Origin of the sequence: Nesterenkonia salmonea, from assembly GCF_005771525.1 — a bacterium.
Lineage (GTDB): Bacteria > Actinomycetota > Actinomycetes > Actinomycetales > Micrococcaceae > Nesterenkonia > Nesterenkonia salmonea.
Window position 1 is genome coordinate 25,499 of sequence record NZ_VAVZ01000014.1, and the last position, 11,804, is coordinate 37,302.

Below are 11,804 nucleotides of genomic sequence, written 5' to 3' on the forward strand. Positions count from 1 at the left end.
TACCACCCCAGCGCGGAACCTCCTCCGTTTATCCAACCAAGGAGAAACACTGTGTCCGAACCTTCAACGCAACAAGTCAGCGCGAAGCCCCCGCCGATGCTGAATCATTGGGGCCCCCACGGCTGGCCCCGAATCAAGGCGCACAAAAGTCGAACCATCGGCGCACTCCAGAGCCTCCGCAGCGGCGCTCTTCTCAGCGAAGAGCTGCTGCGCATCACCTCGGGCCTCAATGTCACGGCTGGCTTCGCCGAGCTGTTCTCAGGGGTCCTCTCCCCTCTGCACTACTGCGTACCTGCCGCGGAGGACGGTCAGCGCTGTGTGTCCTTCTCTGAGGACCGTGCCACCGAGCAAGGCCATCTTCTCTACGGATCAGCGACTATCGGCACTCGCGACCAACGGCCATTCGTCCATAGCCACCTGCACTGGACTGATGCGTCAGGTCGTCTACTGGCTGGACACATCTGGCCAGAAACCGTAGTCGGCTCACCGGCCCCGGTAGCCGCGGTCTTCGGGCTTCTCGACGTGGACTGGACGAGCCTCGACGATCCAGAAACGAGTATGCCGACCTTCGAGCCCAGCCGATCCCTTACGAAAGAGCCCCTCATGACTGACCAGCACAGCTCCGCCACCGTGGCCCGCGTTCTGCCCAATCAAGACATCACCGAGGCTGTGCTCACGGTCTCTCGCGAAGCGGGGTACACCAAGGCCGTGGTGCGGGCGGGCCTCGGCAGCCTGATCGGCGCAACACTCACGGACCAGCGCACGGGAGAAGTTCGCTATGTCACCGGCCCTGGCACAGAGGTGATCACTCTGACAGGGTTTGTGAGAATGGGAGCTGAGGGTCTCGAGACTCAGCTGACCACGACTCTCGTCGACAGAAACGGTCAGGTCCACTCCGGTCTCCTGGTGCCTGGGAAGAATCCAGTCGCCGTCACGTTCGAACTCACCATCCAAACCGCGCTCTAGTAGAGACAGCTGCAAACCACCACATAGGAGTCAGACACATGAACCTCACAGGCAGGACCGCAGCAGTGTTCGGCGGTGGCTCAACGGATGGCGAAATAACCAATGGGCTAGCCAGCGCCCTTGCATACGCAGGGGCGGGAGCCAGCATCGCAATTGTTGATCTTCACGCAGAATCCGCGGAGAGAGCCCGCGACACGGTTCTGGATAGGTTCCCAGAGGCTGACGTGCTCACACTCCAGGGAGATGTCACAGATACGGAATCAGTCGCGGACTGCGTAGGTCAGATCCTCAGCTTGAAGGAGAGAATCGATGTCCTGCACAACAACGTAGGGGTCGCGACGATGGGCGGTCCACTAGAGCTGGAGGTCGAGGAATGGGAACGCGCCCTCAGCCTGAACCTCACCAGCGCCTTCATCACCGTCAAACACGTGCTCCCAGGGATGCTCGATCAGGGCCGCGGCTCGATCATCAACATAGCGTCGGTGGGAGGTATGCGCTACGTGGGATACAACTATCCTGCATACGCCGCCGCCAAAGCCGGGCTCATCCAGTTCACCTCCCACTTGGCAGTGCAGTACGGACGCCAGGGTATTCGCGCGAACTCCATCTCTCCGGGCTTCATCGCCTCACCTATGATGTTCCAACAGATCACTGGAAACTACTCATCTGCGGAGGAGATGGTGGACGCACGGAACCAACTCTCTCCTACCGGCGCCATGGGCACTCCCACTGATATAGGCACCGCTTCGGTATTCTTGGCATCAGATGGGGCCAGGTACATCAACGGCGTATGCCTGCCTGTGGATGGCGGTTTCATTGAACAGGCCTCCCTGCCGATGGTGTGAGAGCAGAATGACCACGACATGTTTCTAGCACTCTGCTTGATTGAGTGCTAATGCGCGTTCTATAGTGCTGTTAGCACTCGAAGTACTCGGGTGCTAAGTTCTGGACGGCCGTCAACCGACTAGGACCATGAAGCCTGAAGGAGACCTCCGGCTCCCGCGACGACGGTTGGTCACTCCCAAGGCGAGCAACAAGAAGACCGAGTGCGGCGTCGTCGTGCTCGGTATCAGCCAAGAGAAGATTCAACTTCAGCAAAGGAGAGAACTGACGTGTCAGTCTCCATTAAGCCCCTCGAGGATCGTATTGTTGTCCGCCCCCTGGAAGCTGAGCAGACCACCGCTTCCGGTCTGGTCATCCCGGACACCGCTAAGGAAAAGCCCCAGGAGGGCGAAGTTGTCGCAGTAGGCCCGGGCAAAGTGTCCGACGCCGGCGAGCGCCTGCCAGTTGACGTTGCAGAAGGTGACGTAGTCATCTACTCCAAGTTCGGTGGCACCGAGGTCAAAGTCGGCGGCGAAGAGTACCTGGTGCTCAACGCTCGCGACGTCCTGGCCAAGGTCGAGAAGTAAAAACCCACCGCTCGACTCTCTAAGGAGTAAGAACATATGGCAAAAGAGCTGCTTTATGATGATGCCGCCCGCAAGGCACTGGAAACAGGCATCAACAAGCTCGCCGACACCGTCAAGGTGACGTTGGGCCCCCGTGGCCGCAACGTCGTGCTCGACAAGTCCTGGGGCGCGCCCACCATCACAAACGACGGCGTCACCATCGCCCGTGAGGTGGAGCTCGACGACCCCTATGAAAACCTCGGCGCCCAGCTGGCCAAAGAGGTCGCGACCAAGACCAACGACGTCGCCGGAGACGGCACCACCACCGCCACTGTGCTCGCACAGGCGCTAGTGAAGGAAGGCCTCCGCAATGTGGCCGCCGGCGCGGCACCAAGCGAGATCAAGCGCGGTATTGAGGTCTCTGTCGACGCCGTCACACGGCGCCTGCGGGAGAACTCACGTGAGGTCTCCGGACAGCAAGAGGTCGCCTATGTAGGCGCAATCTCCGCTCAGAACGATGAGGTCGGCGATCTGCTGGCCCGCGCGTTCGATGCTGTCGGTGCCGATGGTGTCATCACCATCGAAGAAGGCTCCACCACATCCACGGAGCTAGACATCACCGAAGGTATGCAGTTCGACAAGGGCTTCCTCTCCCCACACTTCGTCACTGACGCTGAGCGTCAGGAAGCTGTGCTGGAAGACCCGCTGATCCTGATCCACCAGGGCAAGATCTCCAATATGCAGGAGTTCCTCCCCGTGCTGGAGAAGGTGCTGCAGTCCAAGAAGCCACTGTTCATCATCGCTGAGGACGTTGAGGGCGAAGCTCTCTCCACCCTGGTGGTCAACAAGCTGCGCGGCACGCTCAACGCTGTGGCCGTCAAGGCTCCCGGCTTCGGCGACCGCCGCAAGGCCATGCTGGAAGACATTGCCACCCTCACCGGTGCCACTGTCATCACCCAGGACCTCGGTCTGAAGCTGGACCAGGTCGGCCTCGATGACTTGGGCACCGCCCGCCGTGTGACCGTCACCAAGGATGAGACCACGATCGTGGACGGCGCCGGTTCCAAGGACGACGTCGACTCCCGCGTTGCGCTGATCAAGTCCCAGGTGGAGGCAAGTGACTCCGAGTGGGACCGCGAGAAGCTGCAGGAGCGGCTGGCCAAACTGGCCGGCGGCGTCAGCGTCATCCGCGTCGGTGCTGCCACTGAGGTGGAGCTGAAGGAGCGCAAGCACCGGATTGAGGACGCCGTGTCCTCCACCCGTGCCGCTCTGGAGGAAGGCATTGTTGCTGGTGGCGGTACCGCCCTCATCAACGCTCTCTCCGTCCTGGACGAGGATGCCGACGTCACCGCACTAACCGGCGACGCCGCTGCTGCAGTGGGCATCGTCAAGCGGGCCCTGATTCAGCCCCTGCGTTGGATCGCTCAGAACGCCGGCGAGGACGGGTTCGTTGTGGCCTCCAAGGTCGCCGAGCTTGAGCCCAACCACGGCTTCAACGCCAAGACGGGCGAATACGGTGACCTGATCAGCGATGGCGTCATCGACCCGGTGAAGGTGACCCGCTCTGCCCTGCAGAACGCCGCCTCCATCGCAGCCCTGGTGCTGACCACCGAAACACTGGTGGTGGAGAAGAAAGACAAGGACGAGGACCACTGATCCTCTGATCCACACCTAGAGAAGCCGGTCCGTGTTAACGGGCCGGCTTCTCTGTTCTCTACACTTCTTTCCATGACACACGCCCCCGACCGCCGCTTCTATGCGTGGGAGGTGGGGATCGTACTGGCGCTGTCCCTGGGGCGCAGTGCCACCTACGCGGTACTTCAACTCGCGGAACGGCTGAGCATTGCCCCACTGGCGGACCAAACCGCAACGGTTCAGCGGTCCCGTTCCCGGGAGGAGTTCTACGACTTCAGTTTTCAGGTACTGGACTCAGTGTTCGCCCTAGCCCCTGTCGCGCTGGTGGTGTACCTGGTGTTCCTCCACGGAGACAATCCGTTCCGCCGCTGGGGACTGGACTTCCGGCGCCCCGGGAAGGATTGGGCCATTGGTGCCGGCCTGTTCGCGCTGATCGGGCTCGGCACGCTGGGGGTGTACTTCGCCGGACGTACCCTGGGGCTCACCACACAGATCGTCCCGGCCGATGTCACAGAGTACTGGTGGACTTCCCCGGTGCTGCTGCTGGCCGCACTGCGGCACTCGCTGCTGGAGGAGGTCATCATGATCGCCTACCTCTTTGACCGGGCACGCCGGATCTGGCCTCAGTTGACGGGCCCAGCCGGAAGCGCCCGGATCGGGATCTGGATCTTGGTGCTTGCCACGGCCGTCCTGCGCGGCGCATACCATCTGTATCAGGGCTTCGGCCCAGGGATCGGCAATGCGCTGATGGGAGTCATCTTTGCAGCCGTCTACCTGAAGTACGGGCGGGTGATGCCACTGGTCATCGCGCATTTCCTGCTCGACGCCGTGGCGTTCCTCGCCTTTCCCCTGGTGCTGCAGCTGTTCGGGCTCAGCTCACTCTGAGAGCCGCAGAGCCTGGGCCATTGCCTCCACCGAATCGCGAATCTGACCGAATGAGGTGTCATACACCGACTCCGGGAGCATGTAGGGATCGACGACGTCGTCCTCCCGCGTGGCGGCTCCGGCGCTGCGCCGTGAATGGTCCAGTTGAGGAACGAGGGCTGCCAAGGTCTGCGCTGGTGATCTGTCTCCACCTGCGGCGTCGTCGAGACCTGCACGGTCCATAGACTGCAGCAGGCGTGCGAACTCAGGGAGGGTGAACATCCGCTCACGCGCCTCGGGCACCTCGGCTGCCATATCCTCAATATGCACCCGGGTGGCGGACAGAATCAGGTCCGCGCTCCTGATAGCTGCGGGAGTGACCTGCTGGGCTGAGAAGCCGTCCACATCGGCGCCGTAGTCCGCCACACGTTGCTTCATGGGCTCCTGCATATCCTCACCATCGTGGGCGTAGGTCCCTCCGGAGGTCACAGCAATATCCGGCTGATCGTGGAACAGTTGGACCAGTAGCCTCTCCATAGCTGGTGAACGGCAGATATTGCCTGTGCAGACGGCGAAGACTGTAAACGTCGTGGACACCGTGGAATCACACCTCTCTGATGAAAAACGGGAACGTGTCGCGTTTGGCTGGGATGTCCAGCACAAAGTCGCGGTCCGGAACCCTGATGAAACCTTCTGATTCGTACAGCGCGTGGGCAGCGGTCATGGACCGCAGGCTGCACAGGGACACTGCCCGGATCTCTGGCCGTACCGCCGCCTCCGCCACAATATGGCGCACCAGTGCGCGGGCAATGCCGCGACCCTGAGCCTCAGGTGCGACCGCCAACATACGGAACTCCAACTCCCCCGGCCGCGAAACCTCGGCGAAGGGGCCATCATGGTCCGTCACGGTGGCGGTGCCTGCGACTCGACCGTCAAGCTCAGCAACCAGAAGCTTCGCATTCTCAGCCCGCTCGGAGACCCGCATCAGGTGCTGGACGTAGAAGTCTCCGGCCTGCAGGTGACCGCCGTCAACGTAGGCCGCTACGGTGAGATCCCCTACTCGCTGATACTCCTCGGGGTGAGCTGTGCGGATCAAAACCGTACCTGACGTCGTCGTTCTCATAAGTCACTATCTTTTCACAGCGCCCAGCCTGCACCAGACGCTGCGTCTCAACATAAGTGTTCGGCTTCCACAAAACCTCTCATCAGGATCTAGAGTGGTCTTATGGAAGGCTTCAACATCACCTGGTGTGGACCTATCAGCGGACTCAGTCCGCCACATCTTCGTGGAAAGCGAGCCTGACCCGTGGCCATCGACTTCCAGAATGTCACCAAAACCTACCCCGACGGCACGGTCGCAGTCGACGATTTCAGTCTGCACGTCCCATCCCATACCTGCACTGTCCTGCTGGGGTCCTCAGGCTGTGGCAAGTCCACTCTGATCCGCATGGTCAACCGCATGGTCGATCCCAGCTCAGGGTCGATCCTCATTGACGATGCCGACGTTGCCACCACCGAACCGGTCGCTCTGCGCCGGCGCATCGGTTACGTCATGCAGGACTCGGGGCTGCTGCCGCACCGGCGGGTGATCGACAACATTGCCACCGTGCCCCGGCTGAACGGGGAGTCCAAAGCTGATGCACACCGGCGGGCGCACGAACTGATGGACATCGTGGGGCTCGACTCCGCACTGGCGCGCCGGTACCCGAAGCAGCTCTCCGGTGGTCAGCAGCAGCGGGTGGGGGTGGCGCGCGGACTGGCCGCAGACCCCAATATTCTGCTGATGGATGAGCCGTTCGGCGCCGTAGACCCTCTGGTGCGGGTGGAGCTGCAACGTGAACTCCAACGCATCCAGACGGACCTGCGGAAGACCATCATCTTTGTCACCCACGATATTGATGAGGCGTTGACCCTCGGTGACCAGATTGTGGTGCTGAAGAAGGGCGGCGAGGTCGCCCAAATCGGCACCCCGGAGAACATTGTGGAAGCGCCGGCCAATGACTTCGTCGCCCAGTTTCTGGGGCTGGACTCAGCACGCCGGTCGCTCAGCGCCGCGCCCCGTGAAGGCGGCGGCTGGCTCGTCAGCGATGGGCGGGGCCGACCGCTCGGTGTGGTCAACGCCGCACCTGACCAGCGCAGCGAAACTGACTGAGCCAATCCTGCCATGGAGTGGATCCTCAACAACCTGCCCCGCATCACTGACCTGACACTCGCCCACCTGCTGCTCGCCCTTCCCGCGGTGGCCTCCGCCTTCCTCATCGCCCTCCCCATTGCCTGGGCGGCGAACCGGGTGCGTCCGCTGCGCGAGGTGGTGGTCTCCGGAACCGGGCTGCTCTATGCCATACCGTCGCTTCCGCTGTTCATTGTCCTGCCGATTATTCTGGGCACCGGGGTCAGGGACACGTTCAATGTCATCGTTGCGCTGACCATCTTTGGGCTGGCGCTGATGGTCCGCTCCGCAGCCGATGCGCTGGACTCCGTGGACAGCGGAGTAAGACTCGCCTCCACCGCAGTCGGGTATTCTCCGGCGAAGCGGTTTTTCTCCGTGGAGCTGCCGCTGGCGGGCCCTGCATTGCTGGCGGGGCTACGTGTGGTGTCCGTCAGCACGATCTCGCTGGTGTCCGTCAGCGCCGTGCTGGGTGTGCAGTCTTTGGGTTCGCTGTTCACTGACGGGTTCGAGCGCGGCATCGTCCCGTCCATCGCAGCCGGGATACTCATGACCGCGCTACTGGCACTTCTGCTGGACGTGCTGCTCATTGCTGCCGGCCGCGTCATCATGCCGTGGGCACGAGGGGGTGGCAGGTGAATCATCTGGTGGAGGCTTTCGACCTGCTGCTGGACGCCGAGTCTTGGAGTGGCCCCGGCGGATTCGGGGCGCGCATGCTGGAGCACCTCTGGTACACCGCACTGGCCCTGATCATCTCTTCGGCTATCGCCCTGCCGGTGGGACTCGCGGTGGGTCACACCGGGCGCGGGCGGGCCCTGGCGGTCATCAGCAGTGGGCTGGTGCGCGCACTGCCCACCCTGGGACTGATCACTTTGGCCGCGCTGTTCGTGGGGATCGGGCTGACGGCGCCGATGATCGCGTTCGTGGTGCTCGCGGTTCCGTCGATCCTGGCCGGGGCGTACGCCGGTGTGGAATCGGTGAGTCCCGCCACCACAGATGCCGCGAAGGCTCAAGGGATGAGCGGCTGGCAGGTGCTGATCAAGGTGGAGATACCGCTGGGTCTGCCGCTGATTATCGGAGGGCTGCGCAACGCGACCCTGCAGGTGGTTGCCACAGCTACTCTGGCGGCCTATGTCGGAGCCGGCGGTCTCGGCAGGCAGCTATTCCTGGGCCTGCGCACCCAGGACTATCCGCTGATGCTTGCAGCCTCCCTTGCCGTGATCCTGCTGGCCATCATCCTTGATGCATGTTTCGAATTCTCCCAGCGGCTGCTCCGGCGGCTACTGGGTCTTGTGTAGTCACCCAAAGAATGAAGAGGAAAACGATCATGAGAATGTACTCCGCCGCCTGTGCCGGCATCGCCCTGCTGACTCTCAGCGCCTGCGGCGGTGGTGGCGATCCCCTGGAGACCGATGACGACGACGCCGCAACCGATGGTGACTCCGCAGAGTTGGTCGTCGGTTCCCAGCAGTACTACTCCAATACGATCATCGCTGAGATCTACGCCCAGGTGCTTGAGCACGAGGGCCATGAGGTCCAACGCGAGTTCGAGATCGGTCAGCGGGAGGTCTACATCCCGGAGCTGGAGTCCGGGGCGATCGATGTCTTCCCCGAATACACCGGCAACCTTGCGGCATACATTGACCCGGACACCGATTCCGGAGACCCTGACTCAGTCCACGCTGCCCTGGTAGACGTGCTGCCAGAGGGCTTGGAAGCCCTGGACTACGCTGCTGCCACTGACCAGGACAGCTACGTGGTGACCGCAGAGTTCGCAGAGGAGAACAACCTCACCACTGTTGCGGATCTCGATGATGTGGACGAGGACTTGAGCATCGCGGCCAATTCGGAGTTCGAAACGCGCCCCTACGGCATCGGCGGCCTCGCCGATACCTACGGCGTGGAACTGACCCTGGTGCCGGTCGAAGACTCCGGCGGGCCGCTGACATTGCGCGCATTGCTCGACGGTGACGTGGAGGTCGCCAATATCTACAGCGCAGACCCAGCGATCGAGGATAACGACCTCGTCATCCTCGAGGACACCGAGTCTCTAGTGCTGCCGCAGAATGTGGTTCCTGTGGTCTCCGAGAATGTGGACGACCAGGCCCGGGACGCCATCAATGAGGTGCAGTCTGTGCTGGACCAGCAGGCACTGCTGGACATCAACGCCTACTCCCAGTCCACCCAGGACAGCCCCGCTGATGTCGCCCAGTGGTGGCTGGACGACCAGGGCATGCTCGACTAGAGCACAACCCCTTCAACGGGTGTGGTCAGTCGCCGCCCTCTGAGCCGGAGACTTTTCTGCGGCGACGGCGGCGGCGCTGGCCGCTTCCTGAGCCCTCAGCGGACTCCTTCTTCTGCTGGGGGGCCTTGTCACTGCTGGCCTCCGGAGAGCGTTTTTCCGGACCGCCGCGGTTGCTGCGACCCCGGCCCCTGGAACGGGCGCCGGATTTTCCATCACGGCCGCGTCCGCCCTTGGACTGGGCTCCACCCGGGCCACCGATGTCTTCGATCTCTTCGCCCTCAAGGCCCTCCTTGGAGCGCTGATGCCGAGGCAGCCGCCCTTTGGTTCCCTTAGGGATGTCCAGATCTGCGAACAGGTGCGGCGAGGATGAGTAGGTTTCCACCGGTTCCGGGATGTCCAGCCCCACAGCCTTATTGATCAGGCTCCAGCGGGGCATATCCTCCCAGTCAACAAAGGTCACCGCGGTGCCCTTCTGCCCAGCTCGCCCGGTGCGCCCAATGCGGTGGAGGTACGTGTTGTCATCCTCCGGGCACACGTAGTTGATGACGTGCGTGACATCTGTGACGTCAATACCGCGAGCGGCGACGTCGGTGGCCACCAGCACATCGACTTTGTCATTGCGGAACGCACGCAGCGCCTGCTCACGTGCGCCCTGGCCGAGGTCTCCGTGGATGGCGCCGGCGGCGAAACCGCGGGTCTTCAGCTCATCGGAAAGTTTGTCCGCTTGGCGCTTGGTGCGCGTGAAGATGATGGTCCGTCCGCGCCCATCAGCCTGCAGGATACGGGCGATCATCTCGTCCTTATCCATCTGGTGCGCCCGGTAGACCACCTGGCGGATGTCCTTCTTGGTCACGCCCATGTCGAACGGGTCAGCTGCGCTGATATGCGTGGGCTTCGTCATGAAACGCCGCGCCATTGAGACCACTGGGCCCGGCATGGTGGCCGAGAACAACATGGTTTGGCGGACATCTGGAACGTAGGAGAGGAGTTTCTCCACATCGGGCAGGAACCCAAGGTCGAGCATCTCATCAGCCTCATCCAGCACCACGATCTTCACGTTCTTCAGATTCAGGTGCTTCTGCCGGTGCAGGTCAATGAGACGGCCTGGGGTCCCGACAACAATCTCCACCCCGGCATTGAGCTGCTTGATCTGCGGTTCATAGTCACGGCCACCGTAGATCGTGGCGATGCGTGCGCTGAGCTTAGTGCCAGCTGCGGTGAGGTCCCCGGCCACCTGAACGGCAAGTTCGCGTGTCGGGGCGACGATCAGTGCCTGCGGGGCACCCGGGCTGGGCAGTTGGTCGAACGCCTCAGTGCCGGGGGCTACCACCCGCTGCAGCGCAGGGATGCCGAAACCCAGGGTCTTGCCCGTTCCGGTCTTCGCCTGGCCGATGATGTCATTACCGGCGAGCGCGATCGGAAGCGTCTCCGCCTGGATCGGGAAAGGAGCAGTGATGCCCTTCTCCGCCAAGGCGTCGACGATTTCGCTGCGGACAGCAAAGTCCGCGAAGGTCAACGTGTCTGTTGAAGTGTCTGTCATTCGTACTTTCACTCAGCGACGGCGGCGAAACCCACCGTCTTTTTTGTGTCCGAGCCGATCTCCACGTATCCGATGGAATTCACTGGAACCACCACGGTCTTATCGCGGCGGTCTGTGAGGCTCAACAGTGGCTTGGACTTCTCAACCGCTTCGGCGACGGCCTTCTGAACATCCTCCGCAGACTCGTCTGTCTCAATGAGAATTTCCCGGGCAACGTTCTGGACTCCGATGCGTACTTCCATGCCACTCCTTGGTTTGGGTTCGGCGCCGCAGCTCTCACAATGAAGGCACGACGACGCCGCAGTACAGGTCTGACTGCCAATCCTACCTTTTACCAGCCCTCAGACTCTTTAGGGAATCCGGAGATTCCTCTCCAGGCCAAACGCGCTGTCAGTTGGGCGGAGGTCTCCAGGTCGGGCCGTTCGGACAACTTCGACCAGTGCCGGGCCGCCGATGTTGCCATTCCGAGCAAGCCATGGCCGAGCATCGTAGCCTCAGCCATCGGCTGGCCGGTGTCATCGGCGATCACTTCAGCGATCGCCCCTGCCATGGCATCGTGGAAGCGCTCGAGACGCTCGGTGACGTCGTCGTCATTGTCCATCCCGGAGGAGAAGATCAGCCGGTAGGCCTCATCCTTACGGGCAATGAACTCATAGAACGCGGTGACTGTTCCGGAGACTCGCTCCTTATTGGTGACCGACCGGGCGAGGACAGTAGTGAGCTCATACTGAAGCTGACCCAGGTGCGTGTCCAGCAGATCCAGGAACAGTTCATGTTTCCCCGGAAAGTGCTGATAGAGGACTGGTTTGGAGACCTCAGCGGATTCCGCAATGTCATCCATGGAGGCAGCATGGAATCCCTTAGCCACAAAGACTTGGAGCGCACACTCCAACAGCTGGAGCCGACGCTGCTCTCGTGGGAGCCGCTTAGCTCTAGCGGGTTCGGGTGCCGGTGCGGTGGTCATGGGTGAAAAGTCTAGAGCACCATGTGAAGCAGGGC

General features: G+C 62.1%; 14 protein-coding genes. 9 read left to right on the forward strand and 5 right to left on the reverse strand.

Annotated features, from left to right (window positions below):
• Window positions 1-51: 51 nt before the first annotated feature.
• From FEF26_RS06480 to FEF26_RS06500, 5 genes are all read left to right on the forward strand, one after another.
• Window positions 52-966 (forward strand): PCC domain-containing protein, encoded by a 915-nt coding sequence (locus FEF26_RS06480; protein WP_166432942.1) that lies wholly within the window; start codon window positions 52-54, stop codon window positions 964-966.
• A 38-nt stretch (window positions 967-1,004) separates the two neighbouring features.
• Complete coding sequence (locus FEF26_RS06485; RefSeq protein WP_138252731.1) at window positions 1,005-1,811, forward strand: SDR family NAD(P)-dependent oxidoreductase; 807 nt, start codon at window positions 1,005-1,007, stop codon at window positions 1,809-1,811.
• A 267-nt stretch (window positions 1,812-2,078) separates the two neighbouring features.
• A complete protein-coding gene (gene groES / locus FEF26_RS06490; protein ID WP_119901963.1) occupies window positions 2,079-2,375 on the forward strand; it encodes a co-chaperone GroES in 297 nt (98 codons plus the stop codon).
• 36 nt (window positions 2,376-2,411) lie between these two features.
• Window positions 2,412-4,010, forward strand: a complete 1,599-nt coding sequence (gene groL / locus FEF26_RS06495; RefSeq protein WP_138252732.1) for a chaperonin GroEL — start codon at window positions 2,412-2,414, stop codon at window positions 4,008-4,010.
• A 72-nt stretch (window positions 4,011-4,082) separates the two neighbouring features.
• The gene (locus tag FEF26_RS06500) at window positions 4,083-4,874 is read left to right on the forward strand and encodes a CPBP family intramembrane glutamic endopeptidase (protein ID WP_138252733.1); all 792 of its coding nucleotides are present in this window, start codon (window positions 4,083-4,085) and stop codon (window positions 4,872-4,874) included.
• Here the strand turns inward: FEF26_RS06500 and FEF26_RS06505 are convergent.
• Both FEF26_RS06505 and FEF26_RS06510 read right to left on the reverse strand, forming a co-directional pair.
• The gene (locus FEF26_RS06505) at window positions 4,866-5,450 is read right to left on the reverse strand and encodes an arsenate reductase/protein-tyrosine-phosphatase family protein (RefSeq protein WP_138252734.1); all 585 of its coding nucleotides are present in this window, start codon (window positions 5,448-5,450) and stop codon (window positions 4,866-4,868) included. The two genes, FEF26_RS06500 and FEF26_RS06505, sit on opposite strands and share 9 nt — an antisense overlap.
• 7 nt (window positions 5,451-5,457) lie before the next feature.
• A complete protein-coding gene (locus tag FEF26_RS06510; RefSeq protein WP_138252735.1) occupies window positions 5,458-5,976 on the reverse strand; it encodes a GNAT family N-acetyltransferase in 519 nt (172 codons plus the stop codon).
• A 183-nt stretch (window positions 5,977-6,159) separates the two neighbouring features.
• Here FEF26_RS06510 and FEF26_RS06515 point away from each other — a divergent pair, with 183 nt between their 5' ends.
• Genes FEF26_RS06515 through FEF26_RS06530 form a run of 4 tightly spaced genes read left to right on the forward strand, consistent with a single transcriptional unit; the run spans window position 6,160 to window position 9,265 of the window.
• On the forward strand, window positions 6,160-7,005 hold the full coding sequence (locus FEF26_RS06515) for an ABC transporter ATP-binding protein (protein ID WP_208012855.1): 846 nt from the start codon (window positions 6,160-6,162) through the stop codon (window positions 7,003-7,005).
• Between the two features lie 12 nt (window positions 7,006-7,017).
• The gene (locus tag FEF26_RS06520; RefSeq protein WP_138252736.1) at window positions 7,018-7,659 is read left to right on the forward strand and encodes an ABC transporter permease; all 642 of its coding nucleotides are present in this window, start codon (window positions 7,018-7,020) and stop codon (window positions 7,657-7,659) included.
• Window positions 7,656-8,318 carry an ABC transporter permease gene (locus FEF26_RS06525; protein WP_243730454.1) on the forward strand — a complete coding sequence of 221 codons (663 nt, stop codon included), beginning with the start codon at window positions 7,656-7,658 and terminating at the stop codon, window positions 8,316-8,318. Before FEF26_RS06520 ends, FEF26_RS06525 begins: the two co-directional genes overlap by 4 nt.
• Window positions 8,319-8,347: 29 nt before the next feature.
• Window positions 8,348-9,265 (forward strand): ABC transporter substrate-binding protein, encoded by a 918-nt coding sequence (locus tag FEF26_RS06530; protein ID WP_243730455.1) that lies wholly within the window; start codon window positions 8,348-8,350, stop codon window positions 9,263-9,265.
• Window positions 9,266-9,290: 25 nt separating this feature from the next.
• Here the strand turns inward: FEF26_RS06530 and FEF26_RS06535 are convergent, their stop codons facing one another.
• The 3 genes from FEF26_RS06535 to FEF26_RS06545 all read right to left on the reverse strand — a co-directional run bounded on the left by FEF26_RS06535 (window position 9,291) and on the right by FEF26_RS06545 (window position 11,769).
• Window positions 9,291-10,805, reverse strand: a complete 1,515-nt coding sequence (locus FEF26_RS06535) for a DEAD/DEAH box helicase (protein ID WP_138252738.1) — start codon at window positions 10,803-10,805, stop codon at window positions 9,291-9,293.
• An 8-nt stretch (window positions 10,806-10,813) separates the two neighbouring features.
• Entirely contained in the window at window positions 10,814-11,047 is a 234-nt protein-coding gene (locus FEF26_RS06540; protein WP_138252739.1) for a DUF3107 domain-containing protein, read from the reverse strand.
• A gap of 89 nt (window positions 11,048-11,136) precedes the next feature.
• Window positions 11,137-11,769: a TetR/AcrR family transcriptional regulator gene (locus FEF26_RS06545; RefSeq protein WP_138252740.1), complete on the reverse strand. Its 633-nt coding sequence runs from the start codon at window positions 11,767-11,769 to the stop codon at window positions 11,137-11,139.
• Between the last annotated feature and the right edge of the window lie 35 nt (window positions 11,770-11,804).